Here is a 23,145-nt window from a genome sequence, read left to right as displayed (position 1 = left end):
GCGACTCACGACCAAGAAGTGATAAGCATGTCATCACCAGAAGACATCACTTATGTGTCGTTGCCAACCAAGGCAATGCCTGCCCAACAAAGCAGAACCTGCCCAACAAAGCAGAGCCTGTCGAAGAAGGCCGCAGCAGCAGAGGTCTCCACGACCGACCACCAACCGAATGTCGACACCACGCCTCCGAGACAAGAAGGGAAACCCATCTCATGGCTGAGAAGTTCGACGCCGTCGACATCATCCGCAGCAAACGAGACCGCGAGGTCCTATCCGAAGACCAGATCAACTGGATCATCGACGCCTATACCCGCGGCATCGTCGGCGATGAACAAATGGCCGCACTCAATATGGCTATCTTCCTCAACGGCATGAACCGCGAGGAGATCGTCACCTGGACCAAAGCAATGATCGCCACCGGCGAAACCATGAGCTTTGAAAAACTCAGCAAGAAAACCACCGACAAGCACTCCACCGGCGGGGTAGGGGATAAAATCACCCTCCCGCTGGGCCCCCTGGTCGCCTCCTACGGCATTGCCGTCCCGCAACTATCCGGCCGTGGCTTAGGGCACACCGGCGGCACCCTCGACAAGCTCGAAGCCATCCCCGGCTGGAGCCCCGATATGAGCAATGAGCGCATGTTCGAGATCCTCGAAGAAACCGGCGCGGTCGTCGCTGCCGCAGGCTCCGGTCTAGCCCCAGCAGATAAGAAGATCTACGCGCTCCGCGATATCACCTCCACCGTGGACTGCATCCCGCTGATCGCCAGCTCGATCATGAGCAAAAAGATCGCCGAAGGCACCGCCAGCTTGGTGCTCGACGTCAAGGTCGGATCCGGCGCCTTCATGAAAGACCTCGAGCAGGCCCGCGAACTTGCCCAAACCATGGTGGACCTCGGCACCGATGCTGGGGTCAATACCCGCGCGCTGCTGACTGATATGTCGGTACCGCTGGGCCTTACTATCGGCAACGCCCTGGAAGCCCGCGAATCAGTAGAAGTTCTCGCCGGCGGCGGACCTGCCGATGTTCGTGAGCTCACCTGCGCACTTGCCCGCGAAATGCTGGACATGGCCGGGGTGCATGATGCCGACGTGGAAGAAGCCCTTAACGATGGCCGCGCCATGGATTGCTGGAACCAGATGATCCGCGCCCAAGGCGGTGACCCTAATGCGAAACTTCCCACCGCCACGCACACCCACGAGATTCTGGCCGAGCAAGACGGCTACATCACCAACCTCGATGCCCTGGCCTTGGGTGTTGGTTCCTGGCGCCTGGGTGCCGGGCGTGCGCGGAAGGAAGACCCGGTGCAGGCAGGTGCCGGCATTGAAATCCACACCCCGATCGGCACCAAGGTCACCAAGGGCCAAAAACTTCTGACCCTGCACACCGACACCCCCGAACGCTTCGAGCGCGCCATCGAATCCATCACCCCTGGCATTAGCATCGGTGAGCAAGCACCTGCCAAACGCCAGATCATCCTCGACCAGATTTCCTAGGAGCCCATACCAGCCATGAATATCGCCTCCTTCATTGACCACACCCTGCTCAAACCCGAAGCCACCGCAGAGGATGTCCGCGCACTTGTTGAAGAAGCAGCCCGCCTGCAAACCTTCTCGGTGTGCGTATCGCCTAGCACGCTGCCAGTAGAGGTCCCGGAAGGCCTCAAAGTCGCCACCGTGTGCGGTTTTCCCTCCGGCGCGCACCACAGCGCCATCAAAGCAGCCGAAGCAGCTGATTCAGCCAAGCGCGGCGCTGATGAAGTCGATATGGTGATTAACCTCGCCCACGCCTGCAGCAATGACTTCGCCGCCGTAGAAGCAGATATCCGTGCCGTACGCGAAGCCCTCCCCAAGAACGTCTTACTCAAAGTGATCTTGGAAACCGCTGCACTCAGCGATGAACAGATCACCGAATGCTGCCTAGCCGCAGAACGCGCCGGTGCAGAGTTCGTCAAAACCTCCACCGGTTTCCACCCCGCCGGCGGCGCCAGCGTGCATGCGGTGGAACTCATGCACAAAGCCGTGGGTGGGCGGCTAGGCATTAAAGCCTCCGGCGGCATCCGCGACTTTGAAACTGCTCAAAAGATGATCGATGCTGGCGCTAGCCGCCTGGGGTGCTCCGCCTCGGCAGCCATTATTAAGGGTGCTTCTAAGTGAGTGGAGTAATAGAGCGCGCCCGCCAATGGATCGCGCACGACCCTGACCCTAAGGCCCGCGCGGAATTGCAGGCACTTATCGATAGCGGCGAGCACGCTGAGCTAGAAGATCGCTTTTCCGGCCCCTTAAGCTTCGGCACCGCCGGTTTAAGGGCGCGGGTGCGCGCCGGGGAAAATGGCATGAATATTGCCACCGTTACCCGCACCACCGCCGGGCTTGCAGCCTGGTTGAACAACCAGGTCGAACGCCCAGAAGTAGTGGTGGGCTGCGATGCCCGCCATGGCTCTGCCGCCTTCCAGCAGGCCACCGCGGAAACCCTGTCGGCTGCCGGCTGCATTGTGCATCTCCTGCCCGCCCAACTGCCCACCCCGATTACGGCCTTTGCTTGCCGTGATCTCAAGGCGGATGCCGCGGTGATGATTACTGCCAGCCATAATCCCGCCCCGGATAATGGCTACAAGGTCTACCTCGGCGGGCGTATCTGCGAGCACGATTATCAGCGCGGCGTGCAGCTCATCTCCCCGGCTGATAAAGAAATCAGTGAGCAGATCGCTGCCGCCCCACCAGCCGACCAGGTCCCCCGTAACCGAGAGCTCATCCGCCCGCTAGGAGATGAGGTTACTCAGCGCTATCTTCAGCGCACCTGCAGTCTGGTGGAAGGTAACTCGGATTACCCAATGGTGCTCACCGCCATGCATGGTGTGGGCGGCACGCTGCTGGTTGAGGCACTGCGTCGCGTCGGGTTTAGCAAGGTCTATCCGGTAGCGCAGCAACAGCAACCAGACCCAGACTTCCCCACCGTTGCTTTCCCCAACCCGGAAGAAGCCGGGGCCTTGGACTTGGCTTATGAAGAAGGCTCCCAGCAGGGCGCTGGCATCGTCTTAGCCTTGGATCCAGATGCGGACCGCTGCTCGGTGGCGGTACGCACCGGGGATTCTTGGCAGCAACTCAGCGGCGATAATGTGGGTGCCCTGTTGGGTGAGGACATGGCCTTACAGGCATCCGGCACCATGGCCTGTTCCATTGTGAGCTCCCGCCTGCTCAGCCATATTGCGCAGGCCCATGGGCTTAAAAGCGAACCCACGCTTACTGGTTTCAAGTGGATTGGCCGGGTGCCGCAGCTAAGTTTCGGCTATGAAGAGGCGCTGGGCTATTGCACGGACCCGGAGTTTGTGCGCGATAAAGATGGCATTAGTGCCTGCCTGAGGATGGCGGACCTCGCCGCCCGGCTACACGCCACCGGCAAGACCCTCCTCGAGCAGCTAGATGAGATCTACCAGAAGTACGGATACTTCCGCACCGAGCCGCTGACCTTGAGGTTTGAGGATTCTTCGCAGATCATGCCGCTTCTTCAGCGCGTGCAGGCACATCCCCCGCAACACCTCGCCGGCTCGCCGGTCGTGGAAACCACCAACCTCGCACACGGTTTCCATGGGCTACCGGGCACCCCCGGGCTGATGCTGCGCACCGCCGATGATTCCCGCGTCATTATCAGGCCTTCAGGTACGGAGCCGAAGCTCAAGTGCTACCTCGAGACCATCGATCAGGACCCCGCCCTCGCAGATCAGCGCATGCAGGGCCTGCTGAAGGATCTCCGCAGTGCATTGAGCTAGCCCCACCCAAAAATCCCGCACTCACAGGTGGTGCGGGATTTATTTTGCTTCCCCCGAGATCCGTGTGTTGCGGTGCGCACCCCAGCTCAGCGCCAGCAAGAAGCTGGGGCTTGCCACACCTAAAAAAAATTTTTTAACGCGAGTAGCTTAGGCTCTGGCCAGTGGCAGCGCCAGCTCCATCATGGTGGTAAACGCGGTTTGGCGTTCCTCAGCAGTGGTTTGCGCTCCGGTAACTAAGTTGTCGGAAACTGTGAACACACCTAAAGCCTCCGCACCGCAGGAAGCCGCCACCGCATAAAGCCCAGCAGATTCCATCTCTACGCCAAGTACCCCCATAGCTGCCCAGCGCGCCGGGACGGTGTTATCCGGGTTATAGAAAACATCGGAGGAAAGAATATTGCCCACATGGGTGCGCACGCCCTTGGCTTCGGCTTCTTTTTGGAAGTTATTGAGCAGATTCCATGACGCAATGGGCGCGTAGCTACCAGGTAGGTTGTATTGCTCAATAAAGCGTGAATCCGTACACGCCCCCTGGGCAACAATGATCTCATAGGTGTCAATGTCTTTTTGGAGGCTGCCGCAGGAGCCCACCCGGATAAGTTTCTTGGTGCCGAAGACATTAATGAGCTCCCAGGCATAGAGGGAAGCAGAGGGAATCCCCATACCGGATCCCATAACGGAGACTTCGGTGCCTTCATAGGTGCCGGTGTAGCCGAGCATATTGCGGACCTCGTTGAATTGGACAACATCCTCGAGGTAAGTATCGGCAATGAACTTGGCGCGCAGCGGATCGCCGGGCAGCAGCACGGTCTCCGCGATGGGGCGGCCCTTGGGGTCAATATGTGGGGTGGCGTGCGACTGCGAGTTGCTAGACATGGCGGGGATGCTTCCTTTCAACAGGGTGTCTCTTCCCAGGCTAGCTATCGCGGTAAGGTAACGCCCATGGAACTCATGATCGGGCGTGTTATCAAGCCGCATGGAATCAAAGGTGAGGTAGCCATTGAACCCACCACCGATGAACCAGAAATCCGCTTTGCCCTAGGCGAGGTCTTAGCCGGCCGCCAGGGTAATAAGGAAACGCAGCTAACCATTAAAGCGGTGCGCGCGCACCAGAATCGGCTTTTGATTACCTTCGAGGAAATCCCGGATCGCACCGCCGCGGAAAGCCTCCGCGGCATGCGCTTTTTCGCCGAGCCCCTAGAGCGTGAGGAGGAAGATGAAGAAGGCTTCTATGATCATGAGCTCATTGGCCTAAAGGTACTGGATGTTCAAGGTGCACACCTTGGGGAAGTAGCAGATGTGCAGCATGGGCCGGCGGGCACCTTATTAGAGGTAGATCTTGGGGGGAAAACAGCGTTGGTGCCTTTTGTGCATCAGATTGTGCCGGAGGTTGATCTTTATACCGGGCATGTGACCATTGACCCGCCGGAAGGGCTGCTGGATCTCTAATGCGCATTGATGTCATCACGATCTTCCCGGAGTACCTAGAGCCCATGCGGCACGCCCTATTGGGCAAGGCGATCGAACAAGGCCGCCTAGAAGTAGGTGTACATGATCTCAGGAATTGGGCTGAAGATAAGCACCGCTCGGTAGATGATTCCCCAGCTGGCGGTGGCCCCGGCATGGTGATGATGCCCACGGTGTGGGGTCCGGCTTTAGATGATGTGGCGGCAAAGAAGGTACCGGCGAACCTGGAATCCGCGGAAGCGCACTTAAATCGGCCGCGTCATGATGAACTTGAAGGTATCGAGCCGAAAGCCTATGAGGCGAAGGAAGACTCGGAACTCCCACTACTGATTGTTCCCACCCCAGCAGGTGCACCTTTTACCCAAGCTGATGCGCAGGCATGGTCTACCGAAGAGCACATTGTGTTTGCTTGTGGCCGCTATGAAGGGATTGATCAGCGGGTATTTGAAGACGCCAAGAAACGCTACCGCGTGCGGGAAGTCTCGATCGGTGATTATGTGCTCATCGGTGGGGAAGTGGCGGTATTGGTGATGAGCGAGGCGATTGTGCGCCTCATCCCCGGGGTGTTGGGGAATCGGCGTAGCCATGAGGAAGATAGTTTTTCCGATGGGCTTTTAGAAGGACCCTGCTACACCAAGCCACGCGTGTGGCGTGGCCTGGAGATACCAGAAGTGCTGCTCAGCGGTAATCATAAGCTGATTGAGGCCTTCCGTAAGTCAAACTCAGTTGCGCGAACAAAAAAGGTGCGGCCTGACCTGATAACCCGGGCGCTGAAGGAAGGCACTATCTCGCCGGCGGATCTCGAGCAAAGCTAATAGTAGACTCAGCGGGATGATTGTCTCGACCATCGCCCGTGAACTGGGTGTGCCTGCAGAAAATATTCGTGCCGCGATTCAGCTACTCGATGAGGGCAATACGGTGCCCTTTATTGCGCGCTATCGCAAGGAGCTGACCGGCGGGCTGGATGATACGCAGCTGCGCGCGCTGGAGGAGCGGCTCGGGTATCTGCGGGAGCTAGAGGATCGCAAGGCGGTGGTGATCGCGGCGATTGAGGAGCAGGGGAAGCTCACTGAGACGCTGCGCGCGCTGATTGAGGGGTGTGAGACCAAGGCGCGGCTGGAGGATTTGTATCTGCCCTATAAGAAGAAGCGGCGCACCAAGGCCGATGCCGCACGGGAAGCCGGGTTGGAGCCGGCACTGCGGGAGTTGGTGGAATCTGAGGATGCGGATCTGAGTAAGTATTTCTCGGAGGCCTACCCGGATGCGCAGGCTGTGAAAGAGGGGGCGCGGGCGATTTTGGTGGAGGAGTTTGCCACCGATGCGGATTTGGTGGGGGAGGTGCGCGAGAAGATGTATCGCACTGGGGTGATGGAAGCCTCGGTGGTAGAAGGCCAGGAAAACAGCGGCGCGAAATTCCGAGATTATTTTGATTTCTCGGAGAGTTTTGTGGATTTGCCTTCGCATCGGATTTTGGCGTTGTTGCGGGGTGAAAAAGAAGGGGTGTTGCGGCTGAATCTGAATGCGGGGGAGGATGCCGAATATCAGGGGATGATTGCCTCGCATTTTGATGTGGATACCGCGAATTCTTTTGTGGCGGATGCGGTGCGGTGGGGGTGGCGCACGAAACTTGAGGTTTCTTCGGCTTTGGATGTGCGGATGCGGTTGAAGGAAAAGGCTGAGGAAGGCGCATTGGAGGTATTTAAGAAGAATTTAAGAGATGTGCTCTTGGCGGCACCGGCCGGGCAGCGCGCCACCATTGGGTTGGACCCGGGGTTTAGAAATGGCGTGAAGTGCGCGGTGGTTGATGGCACCGGGAAGGTGCTGGATACCGTGATTGTGTATCCGCACCAACCGCAGAACCGCTGGTCGGAGGCGGTGCAAAAGCTGGCACATGTGTGTGCACAGCACCGCGTGGAGTTAATGGCGATTGGTAATGGCACCGCATCGCGGGAAACCGAGAAACTTGGTGCCGAGGTTGCGGGGTTGATTAAGCAAGCCGGTGGGAAGATTACCCCGGTGGTGGTCAGTGAATCTGGGGCATCGGTGTATTCGGCCTCGGAGATCGCGGCGCAGGAATTCCCGGATATGGATGTGTCTTTGCGCGGGGCGGTATCCATTGCGCGGCGGTTGCAGGATCCCTTGGCGGAATTGGTGAAGATTGATCCCAAGTCCATTGGGGTGGGGCAATACCAGCATGATGTGAACCAGGTGGCTTTAGCGAAAACCCTTAATGGTGTGGTGGAAGATGCCGTGAATGCGGTTGGGGTGGATGTCAATACCGCCAGCGCGCCGCTTTTAGAGCGCGTAGCTGGGGTGACTGCCACCTTGGCGAAGAATATTGTGGCCTACCGCGATGAACACGGTGAGTTTAATAATCGCAAGGAATTAAAGAAGGTTCCGCGATTAGGGCCGAAGGCTTTTGAGCAGTGCGCAGGTTTCTTGAGGATCCATGGCGCAGAGCCTTTGGATGCTTCAGCAGTGCACCCAGAAGCCTATGCGGTGGTGCGCCGTATTTCAGAGGCTACGGGATGCTCGGTGGCGGAGTTGATTGGTAACTCTTCGGTGTTGCAGCGCCTGCGGGCAGAAGACTTTGTGGATGAGATCCATGGGGTGCCGACGGTGAGCGACATTATTGCGGAGTTGGATAAACCAGGCCGTGATCCGCGACCGGAGTTTAGTACCGCGACCTTTAAAGAAGGCGTGGAGAAGATCTCTGATTTGCAGCCGGGGATGGTGCTTGAAGGCACCGTCACCAATGTGGCGGCTTTCGGGGCCTTCGTGGATGTGGGGGTGCACCAAGACGGTTTGGTGCATGTCTCAGCGATGGCGAATCACTTTGTTAAGGACCCGCATGATGTGGTGCGTTCCGGACAGGTAGTGAAGGTGAAGGTGCTGGAGGTCGATGTGGATCGCCAGCGCATTGGGCTAAGCATGCGCCTGGAGGATGAGCCGGAATCTGGTGATTCTGGTGCTGGTTCGCGTAGCGGTGGTTCACGGCAGAAGCCGCGTGGTGGCCAACGCGGGGGTCAAAACCGGGGCCAAGGGCGTGGCCAGGGACGTGGCCAACAAGCTGGGCGAAGTGGCGGCCAACAAGGCGCCCAGAAACCCCAGAACAGTGCCTTGGCGGAAGCCCTGAAGAAGGCTGGGTTCTAGAGTTTGAAAGGTGTAGGCCTACATGCAATAATGCTTGGGTTGCCTGCGAGCTAGATCAGGCGCACACATATGTCGTGGTCATGAACCGGCACGAGCGTTAGGCCGCCAGGGTCCTCTGATCAGAAAAAGTGAAGGATTGTTATGAACATTCTCGATAAGGTCGATGCAGCCTCCCTGCGCGACGATATCCCCGAGTTCCGCGCCGGCGATACCCTCGACGTTTGGGTCAAGGTTATCGAAGGTAAGACCACCCGTACCCAGCTGTTCAAGGGTGTTGTTATTCGCCGCCAGGGTGGCGGCATCCGCGAAACCTTTACCGTGCGTAAGGTCTCCTTCGGCATCGGTGTGGAGCGTACCTTCCCGGTTCACTCCCCGAACATCGATCGCATCGAGGTTGTGCGCCGTGGCCGCGTCCGTCGCGCCAAGCTGTACTACCTGCGCGATCTGCGCGGCAAGGCCGCCAAGATCAAGGAAAAGCGCTAAGCTTTCTCGCCTCTCGCCCTCAGCGCCCCGCCTTTGCGGTGGCCCTGGGGGCGTTTGTCATTTCCGCAGCGGTGCGAAGGTCGAACAGGAGTTAAGTAGCAAAATGTGTGTCTGGCCCCGGGCAATCTTGTTCCCCCACCAGCGGTTACCCCGAAAACAGGCACTTAACTAACCCCGCACCTGGAGAATTGCCATGACAAAGCAAACGCCCCCAGGCCGATGCCGAAGTGGCACGTCCCTGAGAGCTGACCTATCCCGTATTACTGATTTCTGTCGGGTTGTCTACCCCGCCGTCCTGCCATCGCGCTAGTGATCGGTTCAGGTGGAAGATGAGCGAGGATGTGATGCGTGGGGTCGATAGCGTTCCGATCATGCGGGCTCCCGGAAGAACTCAGGTTATTAGCCCCGGGCTACTCGCGTTCGAAAACGAATAAGGCGCGGCAAACCCCAGCTTCTTACCCGCCTTCAGCGGGCCTGTGGTGCCCAACCCCAGGATCTCAAGGAAAGCAAAGAGCACAGCACAGAGCCTGGTGCCGCAGCTTATCTGCGTGGGACGTGGGAGGGGGCGGTTATATCCGCAGGGATCACAGCTTAAAGTGCTAGGCTTCCTCAACGTGACTCATAGTGACGTGCCCTTTAATGAAGCGACCTCGAATGATGTGACGGCTGGCGGACAGCCGGAAAAAGAGAAGTCGCTGCCTTGGTATGTAGAGATTCCGGTCATCGTGGTGTTGACGATGCTGCTGGTGTTTCTTCTGCAGACCTTTGTGGGGCGGGTGTATGTGATTCCGAGTCAGTCGATGGAACCGACTCTGCATGGGTGTGAAGGTTGCGTGGGGGATCGGATTGCGGTGGATAAACTCAGCTACCGGTTTAGCGACCCTGAGCCGGGGGATGTGATTGTTTTTAAGGGCACGGAGTCTTGGGACACCACTTTTGTGTCGCAGCGTTCTGCGAACCCGGCATTAAGGGCTGTGCAAAATCTTGGGTCCTATGTGGGTCTGGTTGCGCCGGATGAAAATGATCTGGTGAAAAGGATTATTGCCACTGGTGGGCAGACTGTGAGCTGCCAAGAAGGTGACCCGGGGATCATGGTGGATGGCAAGAAGGTTGATGATTCCTATACCTTGCATCCGCTGTATTACCCGCCGAATCCGGCGACTGGTTCGGAGGAATGCGGTGGCCCCTATTTCGGGCCGATTACCGTGCCGGAGGACCATTACTTCATGATGGGCGATAATCGCACGAACTCGCTTGATTCGCGCTTCCATACTGGGGATGCCGAGCAGGGCACTATTCCGAGGGAAAATATCCGCGGCAAAGTGCAATTTATTATCTATCCCTTCTCGCGCATTGGTGGGGTAGAGGACTACGACATTCAGCACTAAAAGTAATAAGCGATAAGCATGCGCCGGCTGAAACAAAAGCGCACCTATGAGGTGGCATTAAGCTGCTTTGGGCATGTTGCTGGAGTAGATGAAGCGGGGCGTGGGGCGTGTGCTGGGCCGATCACCATTGCGGCGTGCATTTTGCCCCCGAAGATTATTCCGGAGTTGGATCGGCTGGCTGACTCTAAGAAGCTTTCTGCGAAGGTGCGTGAAGAATTAGCGGCGGTAATTAAAAAAGTGGCGCTGGCGTGGTCGGTGATTCATATTTCTGCCGAAGAGATTGACCGTGACGGGATTCAATGGGCGAATGTGTGCGGTATGCGGCGCGCGGTGGCGAACCTTCAGATCCAACCGGGCTATGTGGTGACCGATGCTTTGAAGGTCCCGGGTTTAAGTGTGCCGCACCTGCCGATTATTGGTGGTGACGATGCTGCGCGTTGTATTTCTGCAGCTAGTGTGTTGGCGAAAACCGCGCGTGACCAGGTGATGCGGGAACTGGATGAGCAGCATCCGGGCTATGGGTTTGGAAATCACAAGGGCTATGGGACACGAGTGCATATGGATGCGGTGCGCCGCCACGGTGCAAGCCCACAGCACCGCTACACTTATGCCAATGTGACCGCGGCACACCAGGAATGGTTGTCCCGCGGTTGCTGATCGCTAAGAAGTAGGGCATGAGGAGGCCAAAAGCATGAGCGCCGAAGAGCTCGACAACTATGAGGCAGAGGTTGAACTCTCCCTATACCGTGAATACCGCGACGTGGTCAGCCAATTCTCCTATGTGGTGGAAACCGAACGGCGCTTCTACCTCGCGAATGCTGTTGAACTGATTCCGCATAGCAATAACGGTGAGGTGTACTACGAAGTCCGTATGTCTGATGCTTGGGTATGGGATATGTACCGTCCCGCCCGCTTTGTGCGCTTCGTCCGCGTGATCACCTACAAGGATGTCAATATCGAGGAACTCGATAAACCAGATTTGGTCATCCCGGATTAAACCTGTGAATAACCGCGACTCGGCATAAGTTATCCACAAGCACAGGACCTAGCTCCTAGCGCTCCCCCGAAGAAGTAGTTCAAGCTGAGCTCATCGAGCACAGAATGCACAACCTTCGGGGGAGATTTTTTATGAGCAACCTCGCTACTTTGCCCAGCGGCGAAAGAATCGGGATCGAAGCACATGGCAGTAGTACTGCCGGCTACCGACTGGGTATTAGGGCCCATGGGGAGGTGAGGGATGGTGGGGCGGTAGGTGCTTTCACGAAGCCTGCCACTAACCTCGGCGCCTTCCACACCACCCAGATCTCCAACTACGCGCTAGGAAAACTCGGCGAAGATATCGCCGCCGGATACCTCCACCGCATCGAAGGCCTGGAGATCATCGAACGCAATGCCCACAGCACGGTAGGCGAAATAGACCTCATCGCTGAAGGTACAGATGAGCTTGTCTTCGTTGAAGTAAAAACCCGGCGCGGTTCCACCCGCGGGGCGCTATCGGTTAACCCCCGCAAACTCCACCGCATGAGACGCACCGCCGAAATCTGGTTAGCCCAGCGCAGTAACTATCTTCCGGCGCGCTTCGCAGTCATCGAGATTGAGCTACCGCGTACCCGCGGGTTTGGTTTCTTGCACTACTTCCCGGAGGTCGACAGTGGCACTCGCTAAAACACACTCCGTGGCCTTAGAAGGTGTCAGCGCCCTCCCGGTATTAGTGGAAGCCAATATCGGCCCCGGGTTACCAGGCTTCTACATGGTGGGCTTGGCCGATACCGCAGTAAGCGAATCCCGCGACCGCATCCGCACCGCGATCAGAAACCTCGACTTGGATTGGCCGCGCTCAAAGATCACCATCAGCTTAAGCCCCGGATCTTTACGCAAAGCCGGCTCTCACTTTGATGCCGCGATTGCGCTGGCCGTGTTATGCGCTCATTGTGGTCAGGCCGAACCCTACCGCGTGCTTGCCAACACCATGATGCTCGGTGAGATTGGTTTAGATGGTTCGCTGCGTGGTGTACCCGGGATCCTGCCGGCTTTGATTATGGCCAAACAGCAGGGGCTTCGCTGTATTGTGCCTTCGGAAAACCAAGCCGAAGCAGCTTTGATGGAAGGCCTGGAGATCTACCATGCCGCTAACCTCATGCAGCTATGGAATTGGCTTAATGGGGTCCCACTTCCCACCCCGAAAGGGGAAAGCCCGCAGGAACCACACATCCCTGATATGGCGGATCTAGCTGGCCAAGATGAAGCCAAATACGCGGCAGAAGTAGCAGCCGCTGGGGGACACCACATGGTCATCATTGGTCCCCCAGGTAGCGGCAAATCCATGCTCGCACAACGCCTACCCGGAATCCTGCCGCCCCTTAACCGGGAGCAAGCAATCGCTACCACCAGTGTGCATTCGGTGGCTGAAGATGGTTTCCACGGCAGTATCCACCACGCACCTTTTATCGCCCCGCATCACAGCATCAGTCGCGCCGGGCTACTTGGTGGTGGTTCCGGCAGGGTCCGCCCAGGGGCAGTATCTTTGGCACATAACGGGGTGCTCTTTTTAGATGAGATCTCTGAAATCCCCGCACGCATCCTCGATAGCCTGCGAATGCCATTAGAACAACGCCATGTTCGTCTACTTCGGGCGCGCCGGGAGATTATTCTGCCCGCTAATTTCCAACTCATTTTGGCAGCTAACCCCTGCCGTTGCGGGGCGGAGGAAGCCCAAGAATGCGAATGCACCTCACGCCAGCGCGCCACCTACTTGGATAATCTTTCCGGCCCTATGCGCGACCGCTTGGATATCCATCTAAGAACCACCGGGCATGGGGCGGTCCTTAACAGCGAGGCGGAAAGCTCCGCGAGTATCGCTACTCGGGTGGCGGCAGCACGGGAACGCTCCATCGCTCGGTGGGGTGTGCTTAATAGCCACATGGATCCGCATATTTTAAGAAAAAAGTGGCCAGCTGATGATGCCGGAATGGCGCTACTGGGGGTGTATTTGGCCGAAGGGCGGATCACCCAACGCGGGGTGGATAGGATCCTGAGCCTCGCGTGGACGCTCTGCGATTTAGAAGACATTAAACGACCACAGCTTGACCACATTGCGCGAGCACTGGAACTCGGGGAGGACCTCACATGATAGAAGCATGGGCATATCTCAATCGCGTTGTCGAAGGCCCACACCGCCGCATCCACGAACTTTTATTAGAAGGAAGAAGTGCTGATGAGATTGCCGCTGGCATTAAACAGCGCGACACCTGGATCGGCGAGGCCCTTTTGGCTAGCACCGAGCAGCGCTATCGCACCGCCGAACACGGGTTAAAGGAAGATCTCCAGGCTGCCCGCCGGCATAATATGCGCTTAATCCACCCCGGGCACCCAGAATGGCCAGCTGAAAAACTAGATCCTGCCTTCAGATTCCTCGCCCTTTCCGAGGGCACGACCACCCGCAAGGATCAAGCTGATGCGGTACCGCCACACGCTTTATGGGTACGTGGCGAAAGTCTCAAAAAGCTCACCCACCAAGCAGTAGCGATCGTGGGAACCAGGGCCATTACCGCCTATGGCAGAGCCGCCACCAGAAGCATTTGCAGCAGCCTCGCCCAACACCAATGGACCCTGGTTTCTGGTGGCGCTGCTGGGGTGGATCAGGTAGCCCACAGTGTGGCCTTGGAACACCAAACACCAACGGTGGTGGTGCAGGCTTGTGGGCTTGATCGCGCCTACCCCAGTAGCCACCGTGAACTCTATGAGCAGGTGGTCAAACAAGGTGGGGCAGTGGTCTCTGAATACCCACTCACCAGCTCACCCATGCGGCATCGCTTCTTAAGCCGTAACCGCTTAGTCGCAGCCCTTACCCGCGGCACCATCGTCATGGAAGCGGCGTGGCGATCCGGTGCTTTAAGTACCTTGACCTGGGCAGAGGCTTTTGGTCGTGCCACCATGGCAGTACCCGGGCCAATCTTGAGCGCGCAGTCTTTGGGGTGTCATCAACGCATCCGCGATGGCCGCGCCACCTTAATCTCTACCGCCGATGAGGCCAGAGAAATCATGAGCACCAGTGGGGCAGTGGATGTGGAAGCCAACTATGAACTCGTCTTCCCACCCACCAGCATCCAAGAGCTTTCACCTAATGAATTGAAGGTCTATGACGCCATCGGATTTGAGGCTTCCGATAGCGCCGCCATCGCCCATAAAGCCGGGCTTACATTGGCGCTAAGTATCCACCTTTTGGTGGAGTTAGAGCGGCGTTCCTTGGTGGTGCGTGAAGGGTCTTTGTGGCGGCGGCTTGAACTGGGTGCCGGTGACCTGCAATGATGGCGCTAGAAAAAATTTTTTGAAGAAATTTCGGTCTAGGGGTTGCGCTCAAACGAAAGTTGGCATATCTTAGGTAACGCAAGCCTAAGTGAAAGTCTTCTGGGGGCGGGCTGGTCCTCAAGAAGACGCTCCGGCCGAGAGCTTCTCACGGATCGCTAAGGTTGTGCACTATGGGTGAGTCAGTGCCGAAGGCGGCGGAGCGAGATGTTCCGCCGCCTTCGGTGATTTCCCTTATTGATGAGTTCTGCGACTACCTCGAACTCGTCAAAGGACGCTCCGCTGCGACCATTAAAGGCTACCGCCGCGACCTCCTCGACCTAGCCGACTACCTCGGCTCAGATGGACTCAAAGAATTCACCCTCCCGGAACTTCGCGCCTGGCTGGCACACTCAGCAAATAATGGGCTAAGTCGCGCCACCCTTGCCCGCCGTACCGCCGCCGCGCGTGTTTTTAGCACCTGGGCGAGCCGCCACGGGCATATCCCCAGCGATGAAGCCGCCCGGCTAGTCACCCCCAAGGTCAACCGCGAGCTACCCACCGTGCTGCGCCCAGACCAAGCCGAAGCCATGGTCACCAGCACCGCGGATAACGCCAGCAGTGATGACCCGGTTGCCATCCGCGATATCGCCATCATTGAGATGCTCTGGGCCACCGGCATGCGCGTGGCAGAACTATGTTCCTTGGATCTCGGCAGCATTGATCGCGCCGGTTCGAGCGCCCGCGTGATCGGCAAGGGCAACAAGGAAAGGGTGGTGCCCTTCGGCAAAGCCGCCGCCGAAGCACTGAAACGCTGGGAAACCGAGGCGCGCCCGAAACTGATGAAGAAAACCACCAATGCGCTTTTCTTAGGGGTTCGTGGTGGCCGCATCGACCCGCGTCAGGTGCGCCGCATCGTCGATACTGCCGCCCACAACGCCGGGGTATCGGCGCATATCTCCCCGCACTCGCTACGCCACACGGCCGCCACCCACCTCTTAGAAGGCGGCGCGGACCTACGCGTGGTCCAGGAGATGCTCGGCCATTCCTCCCTGCAGACCACGCAGATCTACACGCATGTCTCCGCCCAGCGCCTCAAAGACGCCTACCGCCAAGCGCATCCACGCGCATAGGCGCTTCCACGCGCATAGGCGCTTCCACGCGCATAGGCGCTTCCACGGGCGTAGGCCCATCCGCAGGCACTCGGGTCGCCTATCTCACCGGTTTTAAGCGAATCGTCGGCGCCTCTAAAAGATCCAGCGGATTGCGATACTCATCCTTACCCACCCGCGCACCCCAATGTAGCCCCGGATACCCATCACCTTGCTCCGGATACCCCAAAGTCCCAATCTCCTGACCCTCCCGCACCACCTCGCCAGCCTGCACAAACGCCCACACCGGCTGATAGGTTGTGCGCAACCCACCCTCCTCATGCTGAATCGACACCACCGGGGTGCCCGCCACCACCCCAGCAAAATGCACCACCCCATCCTCCGCAGCCCGCACCGGCGCCCCCGGCGCTAAGGCCAAATCCACCCCCCGATGCCCCGCCAACCACGGCTTCTCCGGCGCATCAAAGGTCCGCAATACACGCGTCGCATAAGGCAAACCCGTACTCGGATCCACCCACCCCAACGCCGCCGTCCCACGCAACATCACCAGCAGCGCAAGGAACACAATAGAGCACACTCTCATGTCTTAAGCATTCTCGAGATCGGGTGGCTAAAGTCCAGGGCTCCTGCGGGTTAACTGTGGATACTGTTAAGCAACACCACTTCTGTGACACGCGAGATTAAGTTATCCACCGTCGCTGCAGGAAGTGTTTGGTTTTTAAGCCCCAAGCGACTAGAATTCACCCGGCATGTGTGGCTACTTTTAGCCACGCAGTCAATTCGCGCGGCGTTCGTCTCATTCGAGGCACCAGCAGCCACTCGGTCCCACCTCGTGGGTGTGGTCGCAGGTTCGTCGCTAGGGTGCAGGACAAATACCAATAAAACCTGCATGAACACCTTCAAAAACCCAAAACTCACAATAGAAAGGGAGCACCTCATGGCAGTTGTAACCATGCGCGAGCTTCTCGACGCCGGCGTCCACTTCGGACACCAGACCCGCCGCTGGAACCCGAAAATGCGCCGCTTCATCCTCACCGACCGCAACGGCATCTACATCATCGACCTGCAGCAAACGCTGACCTACATCGATGAGGCCTTCGAATTCGTGAAGGAAACCGTCGCCCACGGCGGCACCATCCTCTTCGTTGGCACCAAGAAGCAGGCCCAAGAAGCCGTCCAGAACGAAGCCGAGCGCGTCGGCATGCCCTATGTCAACCACCGTTGGCTCGGCGGCATGCTCACCAACTTCCAGACCGTCTCCAAGCGTCTGCACCGCATGAAGGAACTGCAGGCCATGGACGCAGCCGAAGACGGCTACGAGGGCCGCACCAAGAAGGAAGTCCTCATGCTCACCCGCGAGCGCACCAAGCTGGAGCGCGTCCTCGGTGGCATCGCAGAGATGACCAAGGTGCCCTCCGCACTGTGGATCGTTGACACCAACAAGGAACACATCGCCGTCAACGAAGCTCACAAGCTCAACATCCCGGTCGTGGCCATCCTGGACACCAACTGCGACCCCGACGACGTCAACTTCCCGGTCCCGGGCAACGACGACGCCATCCGCTCCACCGCCCTTTTGACCCGCATCATCTCCACCGCCGTGGAAGAGGGCAAGAAGGCCCGCGAAGAGCGCGCCCTGGCCGCCGCCCGCGACGCCGCCGGTGACTCCGAGAAGATCGAAGCCACCACCGAAGACTCCAAGCCCGCCGAAGAGGCCAAGGCTGAAGAGCCCAAGGTTGACGCAGCTCCGGCAGAAGAGACCAAGGCCGAAGACGACACCAAGGCTGCCGAGTAAACACTCAGCACCTTCTAAAGTCCTAGTTTCACAAACCCCCAATGAGGAGGATCGCCTAATGGCGAACTACACTGCCGCCGACGTTAAGAAGCTCCGCGAGATCACCGGCTCCGGCATGCTTGACTGCAAGAAGGCCCTGGAAGAGTCCGCTGGTGACTTCGACAAGGCCGTTGAAATCCTGCGCATCAAGGGTGCGAAGGATGTTGGCAAGCGCGCTGAGCGCAACGCCACCGAAGGCCTGGTTGCCGTTTCCGGCAAGACCATGATCGAGCTCAACTCCGAGACCGACTTCGTGGCCAAGAACCAGGAATTCAAGGACTTCGCCGCCAAGATCGCCGAAGCCGCTGCCGCCGCCAAGGCCAACACCCCCGAAGAACTCGCCGCTGTTGACGTTGATGGCAAGCCCGCCGCCGAAGCTGTCCAGGAACTCTCCGCCAAGATCGGCGAGAAGCTGGAACTGCGTCGCGCCGCCACCATCGAAGGTGACAAGGTTTCCGTCTACCTGCACCAGCGCTCCGCTGACCTGCCGCCCGCAGTTGGCGTCATGGTTGCCTACGAAGGCGAAGGCGAAGCTGCCGAGCAGGCCGCCCACAACGCCGCCATGCAGGTCGCAGCTCTCAAGGCCGCTTACCTCTGCCGCGATGAGGTTCCGGAAGACGTTGTCGAAAAGGAACGCTCCATCGCCGAGCAGATCACCCGCGAAGAAGGCAAGCCCGAAAAGGCCATCCCGAATATCGTGAACGGTCGCCTCAACGGCTTCTACAAGGATGTCTGCCTCCTCGAGCAGGCTTCCGTTGCCGACAACAAGAAGACCGTCAAGCAGCTCCTCGATGAGGCCGGCTGCAAGGTCACCGGCTTCGTCCGCTTCGAAGTTGGCCAGCACTAAGCACCACTGCTTATGAACCAAGACCCAGGGATCACAGTCCCTGGGTTTTTTTTCACGGTATCGTTAGGCACAGCGTCGCCTTAGCGCGCCCGGCGGCCGGCAATCATCATGCCGTCTGGAGTTGGACCTAGAACCACACACTTTCTCTATCTACAAGGAGCACACCCCAAGTGTCAGAGAACACGAACACCACCAACACTCCCACTGAGAGAACGGCCTTCAAACGGGTCATGCTCAAACTAGGTGGTGAAATGTTCGGCGGCGGCAACGTCGGTATTGACCCCGACGTCGTAGAAAACGTAGCCCGCCAAATCGCGGACATCTCCAACGCCGGTACCGAAGTCGCCGTGGTCATCGGCGGAGGCAACTTCTTCCGCGGCGCCCAACTCCAAACCCGCGGTATGGACCGCGCCCGAAGCGACTACATGGGCATGCTCGGCACCGTCATGAATTGCCTGGCACTCCAAGACTTCCTTCATCAGCAAGGTGTTGACTGCCGCGTCCAAACCGCCATCAACATGGCCCAAATCGCCGAACCTTACCTCCCGCTACGAGCCGTACGCCACCTCGAAAAAGGCCGCGTAGTCATCTTCGGTGCAGGTATGGGCATGCCCTATTTCTCCACCGACACCACCGCCGCCCAACGTGCCCTAGAAATCGGCTGCGAGGTGCTGCTGATGGCCAAGGCCGTTGATGGGGTGTACTCCGATGACCCGCGCACCAACCCTGATGCCGAACTCTATGACAGCATCACCCCCCGCGAGGTCATTGAGAAGGGCCTCAAGGTTGCTGATGCCACCGCATTCTCCCTGTGCATGGACAATGACATGCCGATTCTGGTCTTTAATTTGCTCACCGACGGCAACATCGCCAAGGCGGTATCCGGGGAGAACATCGGCACCCTGGTAGCTTCCTGATAGATTTAGCACGTACGCAACTTAGAGGACGGAAAGACTCCACAATGATCGACGAGATCCTATTTGAAGCGGAAGAGCGCATGAGCGCCTCCGTTGAACACACCCGTGAGGACCTCACGACTATTCGCACCGGCCGGGCCAACCCCGCCATGTTCAACTCCGTGATCGCCGAATACTACGGTGTTCCCACCCCGATCACCCAGATGGCCACCATCTCGGTACCCGAACCACGCATGCTGCTCATCAAGCCCTATGAAATGAGCGTCATGGGGGATATCGAAAACGCCATCCGCAACTCCGACCTCGGCGTGAACCCCACCAACGACGGCCAGGTTCTGCGCGTAACCATCCCGCAGCTAACCGAAGAACGCCGCAAAGAAATGGTGAAAATCGCTAAGGCCAAGGGCGAAGACGGCAAGATCGCCATCCGAAATATCCGCCGCAAGGGCATGGATCAGCTCAAGAAGCTGCAAAAAGATGGCGATGCTGGCGAAGATGAAGTCAACGCAGCGGAAAAAGAACTCGACAAGATCACTGCCACTCAGGTGAAAGCCGTAGATGAGCTGGTAGATAGGAAAGAAGAAGAGCTGCTCGAGGTTTAGACACAAGCCACGACTCCAGGGCTACTAAACCCTGGGGTCTTTGTGTTGACTACACAAACGCCCGCACCTAGTTCTGAAGGGACGCCCACGCATGGAACCGCTTGAGCATCTGCCCAAGCCCAAAAACTCAGCCGGCAGAGACCTCAAATCTGCCATTGGTGTGGGCGCCCTGCTCGCCGGATTAGTCATCGCCGCCGCGCTATCTGGATACCTCGCCTGGTATATCTTCGTAGCCGTTGCCGCCGTTGCCGCCACCTGGGAAGTTACCGCCAGGCTCCGGGAAGCCGGCTATGTGATCCCCCGACTGCTGCTCATTGGCGCTGGGCAACTCATGGTGTGGATGTCGCTTTTCTATGGCACCTCCGGGTTGGTGGCTAGCTATGTCACCGGTGTGCTGGCGCTGATGTTCGGCCGCCTTTTCCACCACGGCCGGCACTCCGCCCCCAAGAACTATCTGCGTGATACCTCGGTGGGTATCTTCGTGCTCACCTGGATCCCGCTATTTGGATCCTTCGCCGCCATGCTGTCGCTTTTGGACTCAGCGGTAAGCGGTGCCTATATCATCACCTTCATCCTCTGCGTGGTTGCCAGCGATGTGGGTGGTTTCGCAGCCGGCGTGATGTTCGGCTCGCACCCCATGGCTCCAGCCGTAAGCCCCAAGAAATCCTGGGAAGGTTTCGCCGGCTCCATTGTCTTCGGCATGATCACCGGTGCACTCGCAGTGCACTTCCTGCTCCACTATGAGTGGGCTTTGGGTGTAGTACTCGGCGTGGTGTTGGTTATTTGCGCCACCTTAGGGGACTTGGTGGAAAGCCAATTCAAGCGCGAACTAGGGCTTAAAGATATGTCCGCAATGCTGCCAGGGCACGGCGGACTCATGGATCGCTTAGACGGCATGCTGCCCGCAGCCATGGTCACCTGGTTATTGCTCGGTGTCGTGGCTCGGGCAGCAGAAACAGTCTTTTAGGATCTGCGCGTCGCTGAAGTTTTAGCGGCGCGCATTCTTTTTCGCTTGGCGACGCAACTCCAGCATGCGCACCCCACCAACAAGCGCCATAATCAAGGCACCAACGATGGCGGCAAGCAGGAACCCAACACCTGCGGGGAAGCTAAACTCCCAGGTCCACAGCTTTAATTCCACCGGCTGCTGGTTCTGCAAAATAAAGGCCAGCAAAGCGATGAGAAGGAATAAGCCCACGATCATCGCCACCCAGGTGGAGCCCGCCAGCGAGCCCTTCACCTTCGGCTTAGCCGGCTTCTCCGGGGCAGTGGTTTCCACCGGTGCGGGCTCGGCGACTGGCTGCTCTTCACGCACTGCCGGCGGGTTAGTCACCGGGGTTTGAGCGTTAGCTGCGGGGTCATAGGTGGGCTCGGCATAAGTGGGTTCTGCGAGGTTCGGTTCGGCATAAGGTTCTTGGGGATCACGCGGAGGTGTGTTTGTCATACCTCATATTCAACGCGGTTTATAGGCGGGGTGGCAACTACCTCCCCCTACTCAATTCGAGTTGGCCCCCAGCACATGAGACAATAACCCGCATTATGGCTGAAACTCTCACCCTCCAGTTCGCAGCACCTAAGCGCAGCATGCCGCCCAAACATTTCGCTGATTACACCGAAGAAGAACGCATCGAATTACTCAAAGACCTCGGACTACCGAAATTCCGAGCCAACCAAATCGCCAAACACTACTATGGGCGATTCGAAGCGGACCCCCGCAGCATGACCGACCTTCCCGAAGCAGCCCGCGAGGAAGTCGCCAATGCCTTATTCCCGGTCCTGATGACCCCCGTGCGCACCGTCGCCGCCGATGATGGTGCCACCACCAAAACCTTATGGGAATTACATGACGGCACTCTGCTTGAGTCCGTTTTAATGCGCTATAAGGATCGCGCCACCTTGTGCATCTCCTCCCAAGCTGGCTGCGGCATGGCGTGCCCCTTCTGCGCCACCGGTCAAGGCGGGCTAAACCGCAACCTATCCTGCGCAGAAATCGTGGACCAGGTGCGTGCCGCAGCAGCCACCATGGCTGCCGAAGGCTCACGCTTATCCAATGTGGTGTTCATGGGGATGGGGGAGCCGCTAGCTAATTACAAGCGCGTGGTATCGGCGGTACGCCAAATTGTCTCGCCTGCACCGCATGGCTTTGGGATCTCCCAACGCAATGTGACGGTATCTACCGTGGGCCTAGCCCCTGCGATCCGCAAGTTAGCCGATGAGGATCTTTCAGTAACGCTCGCGGTATCTCTGCACACACCAGATGATGAGCTTCGCGACACCTTGGTGCCGGTGAATAACCGTTGGTCTGTGGAAGAAGTATTGGATGCGGCCCGTTATTATGCGGATCGTTCCGGGCGCCGGGTAAGTATTGAATACGCCTTAATCCGCGACATTAATGACCAAGACTTCCGCGCCGATATGTTAGGGCAGAAGCTGCACAAGGCGTTAGGGCCCTTGGTGCATGTGAACCTGATTCCCCTAAATCCCACTCCGGGATCGAAGTGGGATGCCTCCCCGAGGGAGCGTCAGGATGAGTTTGTGCGCCGCGTGATTGCTCAAGGCGTGCCTTGCACGGTTCGTGATACCCGTGGCCAGGAGATCGCCGCGGCGTGTGGACAGCTGGCCGCTGAAGGCGCCTAATCAAACTAAGGATTAACCCCTCAAAGCAACTTTTTGAGGGGTTAATGCATAGGAAAAAGCACCCGGGGTTTGGTGCCTCGGGTGCTTGATGAAGAAGGTTTAGCGGTTGTTCAGGGCCTTGCGCTCAGCTTCCGGAAGGGTGCGCAGGTGCTTCACGCGATCCGGGTCGATGTTCAGGGAGCGCAGCTGAGAATCAGTGAGCTCAGCATAGGGGCCGCCGACGGTGGCCTGCAGGTAGTTCCAGTCGGGCTCCACATGGCCAACCGGCTTGTTGTGGCCGGTGATGGTGCGCACCTGGCTACCAGCGGTGGGCTGGAAGAGGTGGATGAGCAGACCAACGGCAATAAGAGCAGCCAGGCCAATCAGCCAGATGGTCTCAACATGACCATGGTGGTTACCAAAGTTCATGCCGAGCAGGAAAAGGACAGAAAGCCAGCCACTGATTTGGATGGCGTTACGGCTTAAACCGTGCCAACCCCAACCAGCAGAGGGCTCATCAAGCGTCGAGACCCCGTTGTAAACCTCGGGAACGATCTCGTGGGAACCAGCCACGTTCTTACTCCTTCTTCAGCTCCGGCACTGTCAGCCATGCGGAAACAGCAACGCAGCACTAGAGAATTCTCGGGTGAATATTTGCCCCTCATTTTGGCAT

24 protein-coding genes are annotated in these 23,145 nt (G+C 58.2%); 20 read left to right on the top strand and 4 right to left on the bottom strand.

Annotation, left to right across the window (positions count from 1 at the left end):
- Positions 1 to 212: 212 nt before the first annotated feature.
- From BMZ01_RS03410 to BMZ01_RS03400, 3 genes are read left to right on the top strand one after another with little or no spacing between them, the layout of a single operon-like run.
- The gene (locus BMZ01_RS03410) at positions 213 to 1,496 is read left to right on the top strand and encodes a thymidine phosphorylase (protein ID WP_092284444.1); all 1,284 of its coding nucleotides are present in this window, start codon (positions 213 to 215) and stop codon (positions 1,494 to 1,496) included.
- 15 nt (positions 1,497 to 1,511) lie between these two features.
- Entirely contained in the window at positions 1,512 to 2,156 is a 645-nt protein-coding gene (gene deoC, locus BMZ01_RS03405; protein ID WP_092284442.1) for a deoxyribose-phosphate aldolase, read from the top strand.
- Positions 2,153 to 3,769 carry a phospho-sugar mutase gene (locus tag BMZ01_RS03400; RefSeq protein WP_092284440.1) on the top strand — a complete coding sequence of 539 codons (1,617 nt, stop codon included), beginning with the start codon at positions 2,153 to 2,155 and terminating at the stop codon, positions 3,767 to 3,769. The genes deoC and BMZ01_RS03400 overlap by 4 nt, the downstream gene beginning before the upstream one ends.
- A gap of 147 nt (positions 3,770 to 3,916) precedes the next feature.
- Here the strand turns inward: BMZ01_RS03400 and deoD are convergent, their stop codons facing one another.
- Positions 3,917 to 4,645 carry a purine-nucleoside phosphorylase gene (deoD, locus tag BMZ01_RS03395; RefSeq protein ID WP_092284438.1) on the bottom strand — a complete coding sequence of 243 codons (729 nt, stop codon included), beginning with the start codon at positions 4,643 to 4,645 and terminating at the stop codon, positions 3,917 to 3,919.
- 66 nt (positions 4,646 to 4,711) lie between these two features.
- Between deoD and rimM the strand changes: the two genes are divergently transcribed.
- From rimM to BMZ01_RS03340, 11 genes are all read left to right on the top strand, one after another.
- The gene (rimM, locus tag BMZ01_RS03390; protein ID WP_092284436.1) at positions 4,712 to 5,218 is read left to right on the top strand and encodes a ribosome maturation factor RimM; all 507 of its coding nucleotides are present in this window, start codon (positions 4,712 to 4,714) and stop codon (positions 5,216 to 5,218) included.
- Positions 5,218 to 6,051, top strand: coding sequence for a tRNA (guanosine(37)-N1)-methyltransferase TrmD (trmD, locus tag BMZ01_RS03385; RefSeq protein ID WP_092284434.1), 834 nt, complete (start codon positions 5,218 to 5,220; stop codon positions 6,049 to 6,051). Before rimM ends, trmD begins: the two co-directional genes overlap by 1 nt.
- Before the next feature lie 16 nt (positions 6,052 to 6,067).
- On the top strand, positions 6,068 to 8,389 hold the full coding sequence (locus BMZ01_RS03380) for a Tex family protein (RefSeq protein ID WP_092284432.1): 2,322 nt from the start codon (positions 6,068 to 6,070) through the stop codon (positions 8,387 to 8,389).
- 141 nt (positions 8,390 to 8,530) lie between these two features.
- On the top strand, positions 8,531 to 8,872 hold the full coding sequence (rplS, locus tag BMZ01_RS03375) for a 50S ribosomal protein L19 (protein ID WP_092284430.1): 342 nt from the start codon (positions 8,531 to 8,533) through the stop codon (positions 8,870 to 8,872).
- Between the two features lie 629 nt (positions 8,873 to 9,501).
- Complete coding sequence (lepB, locus tag BMZ01_RS03370) at positions 9,502 to 10,260, top strand: signal peptidase I (RefSeq protein ID WP_223845864.1); 759 nt, start codon at positions 9,502 to 9,504, stop codon at positions 10,258 to 10,260.
- A gap of 18 nt (positions 10,261 to 10,278) precedes the next feature.
- Entirely contained in the window at positions 10,279 to 10,917 is a 639-nt protein-coding gene (locus BMZ01_RS03365) for a ribonuclease HII (RefSeq protein ID WP_092284428.1), read from the top strand.
- Positions 10,918 to 10,951: 34 nt separating this feature from the next.
- The gene (locus tag BMZ01_RS03360; RefSeq protein ID WP_092284426.1) at positions 10,952 to 11,257 is read left to right on the top strand and encodes a DUF2469 domain-containing protein; all 306 of its coding nucleotides are present in this window, start codon (positions 10,952 to 10,954) and stop codon (positions 11,255 to 11,257) included.
- A 131-nt stretch (positions 11,258 to 11,388) separates the two neighbouring features.
- Positions 11,389 to 11,925: a YraN family protein gene (locus BMZ01_RS03355; protein WP_092284424.1), complete on the top strand. Its 537-nt coding sequence runs from the start codon at positions 11,389 to 11,391 to the stop codon at positions 11,923 to 11,925.
- Positions 11,912 to 13,390, top strand: coding sequence for a YifB family Mg chelatase-like AAA ATPase (locus BMZ01_RS03350; protein ID WP_092284422.1), 1,479 nt, complete (start codon positions 11,912 to 11,914; stop codon positions 13,388 to 13,390). Before BMZ01_RS03355 ends, BMZ01_RS03350 begins: the two co-directional genes overlap by 14 nt.
- The gene (dprA, locus tag BMZ01_RS03345; protein WP_092284420.1) at positions 13,387 to 14,568 is read left to right on the top strand and encodes a DNA-processing protein DprA; all 1,182 of its coding nucleotides are present in this window, start codon (positions 13,387 to 13,389) and stop codon (positions 14,566 to 14,568) included. The genes BMZ01_RS03350 and dprA overlap by 4 nt, the downstream gene beginning before the upstream one ends.
- Before the next feature lie 170 nt (positions 14,569 to 14,738).
- Positions 14,739 to 15,677 (top strand): tyrosine recombinase XerC, encoded by a 939-nt coding sequence (locus BMZ01_RS03340; protein ID WP_092284418.1) that lies wholly within the window; start codon positions 14,739 to 14,741, stop codon positions 15,675 to 15,677.
- Positions 15,678 to 15,756: 79 nt separating this feature from the next.
- Here BMZ01_RS03340 and BMZ01_RS03335 read toward each other — a convergent pair whose 3' ends face one another.
- Positions 15,757 to 16,239: a M23 family metallopeptidase gene (locus BMZ01_RS03335; protein ID WP_092284416.1), complete on the bottom strand. Its 483-nt coding sequence runs from the start codon at positions 16,237 to 16,239 to the stop codon at positions 15,757 to 15,759.
- Between the two features lie 354 nt (positions 16,240 to 16,593).
- Here BMZ01_RS03335 and rpsB point away from each other — a divergent pair, with 354 nt between their 5' ends.
- From rpsB to BMZ01_RS03310, 5 genes are all read left to right on the top strand, one after another.
- On the top strand, positions 16,594 to 17,451 hold the full coding sequence (gene rpsB, locus BMZ01_RS03330) for a 30S ribosomal protein S2 (protein WP_092284414.1): 858 nt from the start codon (positions 16,594 to 16,596) through the stop codon (positions 17,449 to 17,451).
- A 58-nt stretch (positions 17,452 to 17,509) separates the two neighbouring features.
- Positions 17,510 to 18,337 carry a translation elongation factor Ts gene (tsf, locus tag BMZ01_RS03325; RefSeq protein ID WP_092284413.1) on the top strand — a complete coding sequence of 276 codons (828 nt, stop codon included), beginning with the start codon at positions 17,510 to 17,512 and terminating at the stop codon, positions 18,335 to 18,337.
- 230 nt (positions 18,338 to 18,567) lie between these two features.
- Positions 18,568 to 19,254 carry a UMP kinase gene (gene pyrH, locus BMZ01_RS03320; protein WP_218140936.1) on the top strand — a complete coding sequence of 229 codons (687 nt, stop codon included), beginning with the start codon at positions 18,568 to 18,570 and terminating at the stop codon, positions 19,252 to 19,254.
- A gap of 44 nt (positions 19,255 to 19,298) precedes the next feature.
- Entirely contained in the window at positions 19,299 to 19,856 is a 558-nt protein-coding gene (gene frr / locus BMZ01_RS03315) for a ribosome recycling factor (RefSeq protein ID WP_092284409.1), read from the top strand.
- A 91-nt stretch (positions 19,857 to 19,947) separates the two neighbouring features.
- A complete protein-coding gene (locus tag BMZ01_RS03310) occupies positions 19,948 to 20,823 on the top strand; it encodes a phosphatidate cytidylyltransferase (protein ID WP_092284407.1) in 876 nt (291 codons plus the stop codon).
- 21 nt (positions 20,824 to 20,844) lie between these two features.
- Here the strand turns inward: BMZ01_RS03310 and BMZ01_RS03305 are convergent, their stop codons facing one another.
- Entirely contained in the window at positions 20,845 to 21,300 is a 456-nt protein-coding gene (locus BMZ01_RS03305; RefSeq protein WP_092284405.1) for a LapA family protein, read from the bottom strand.
- 95 nt (positions 21,301 to 21,395) lie between these two features.
- Here BMZ01_RS03305 and rlmN point away from each other — a divergent pair, with 95 nt between their 5' ends.
- Entirely contained in the window at positions 21,396 to 22,493 is a 1,098-nt protein-coding gene (gene rlmN / locus BMZ01_RS03300) for a dual-specificity RNA methyltransferase RlmN (RefSeq protein ID WP_092284403.1), read from the top strand.
- Positions 22,494 to 22,592: 99 nt separating this feature from the next.
- Here the strand turns inward: rlmN and BMZ01_RS03295 are convergent, their stop codons facing one another.
- The gene (locus tag BMZ01_RS03295) at positions 22,593 to 23,045 is read right to left on the bottom strand and encodes a DUF2631 domain-containing protein (RefSeq protein ID WP_092284401.1); all 453 of its coding nucleotides are present in this window, start codon (positions 23,043 to 23,045) and stop codon (positions 22,593 to 22,595) included.
- Positions 23,046 to 23,145 lie beyond the last annotated feature (100 nt).

Source organism: Corynebacterium spheniscorum, from assembly GCF_900113445.1.
In the GTDB taxonomy this organism is placed as follows: Bacteria; Actinomycetota; Actinomycetes; order Mycobacteriales; family Mycobacteriaceae; genus Corynebacterium; species Corynebacterium spheniscorum.
This window is presented reverse-complemented; position numbering and strand designations above follow the sequence as displayed.

Excerpts from the sequence above, each read along its gene's own strand:
- BMZ01_RS03410 (WP_092284444.1), top strand. The coding sequence starts at position 213 with ATGGCTGAGAAGTTCGACGCCGTCGACATCATCCGCAGCAAACGAGAC.
- deoC (WP_092284442.1), top strand. The coding sequence starts at position 1,512 with ATGAATATCGCCTCCTTCATTGACCACACCCTGCTCAAACCCGAAGCC.
- deoD (WP_092284438.1), bottom strand. The coding sequence starts at position 4,645 with ATGTCTAGCAACTCGCAGTCGCACGCCACCCCACATATTGACCCCAAG.
- rimM (WP_092284436.1), top strand. The coding sequence starts at position 4,712 with ATGGAACTCATGATCGGGCGTGTTATCAAGCCGCATGGAATCAAAGGT.
- trmD (WP_092284434.1), top strand. The coding sequence starts at position 5,218 with ATGCGCATTGATGTCATCACGATCTTCCCGGAGTACCTAGAGCCCATG.
- BMZ01_RS03380 (WP_092284432.1), top strand. The coding sequence starts at position 6,068 with ATGATTGTCTCGACCATCGCCCGTGAACTGGGTGTGCCTGCAGAAAAT.
- rplS (WP_092284430.1), top strand. The coding sequence starts at position 8,531 with ATGAACATTCTCGATAAGGTCGATGCAGCCTCCCTGCGCGACGATATC.
- BMZ01_RS03365 (WP_092284428.1), top strand. The coding sequence starts at position 10,279 with ATGCGCCGGCTGAAACAAAAGCGCACCTATGAGGTGGCATTAAGCTGC.
- BMZ01_RS03360 (WP_092284426.1), top strand. The coding sequence starts at position 10,952 with ATGAGCGCCGAAGAGCTCGACAACTATGAGGCAGAGGTTGAACTCTCC.
- BMZ01_RS03355 (WP_092284424.1), top strand. The coding sequence starts at position 11,389 with ATGAGCAACCTCGCTACTTTGCCCAGCGGCGAAAGAATCGGGATCGAA.
- dprA (WP_092284420.1), top strand. The coding sequence starts at position 13,387 with ATGATAGAAGCATGGGCATATCTCAATCGCGTTGTCGAAGGCCCACAC.
- BMZ01_RS03340 (WP_092284418.1), top strand. The coding sequence starts at position 14,739 with ATGGGTGAGTCAGTGCCGAAGGCGGCGGAGCGAGATGTTCCGCCGCCT.
- BMZ01_RS03335 (WP_092284416.1), bottom strand. The coding sequence starts at position 16,239 with ATGAGAGTGTGCTCTATTGTGTTCCTTGCGCTGCTGGTGATGTTGCGT.
- rpsB (WP_092284414.1), top strand. The coding sequence starts at position 16,594 with ATGGCAGTTGTAACCATGCGCGAGCTTCTCGACGCCGGCGTCCACTTC.
- tsf (WP_092284413.1), top strand. The coding sequence starts at position 17,510 with ATGGCGAACTACACTGCCGCCGACGTTAAGAAGCTCCGCGAGATCACC.
- pyrH (WP_218140936.1), top strand. The coding sequence starts at position 18,568 with ATGCTCAAACTAGGTGGTGAAATGTTCGGCGGCGGCAACGTCGGTATT.
- frr (WP_092284409.1), top strand. The coding sequence starts at position 19,299 with ATGATCGACGAGATCCTATTTGAAGCGGAAGAGCGCATGAGCGCCTCC.
- BMZ01_RS03310 (WP_092284407.1), top strand. The coding sequence starts at position 19,948 with ATGGAACCGCTTGAGCATCTGCCCAAGCCCAAAAACTCAGCCGGCAGA.
- BMZ01_RS03305 (WP_092284405.1), bottom strand. The coding sequence starts at position 21,300 with ATGACAAACACACCTCCGCGTGATCCCCAAGAACCTTATGCCGAACCG.
- rlmN (WP_092284403.1), top strand. The coding sequence starts at position 21,396 with ATGGCTGAAACTCTCACCCTCCAGTTCGCAGCACCTAAGCGCAGCATG.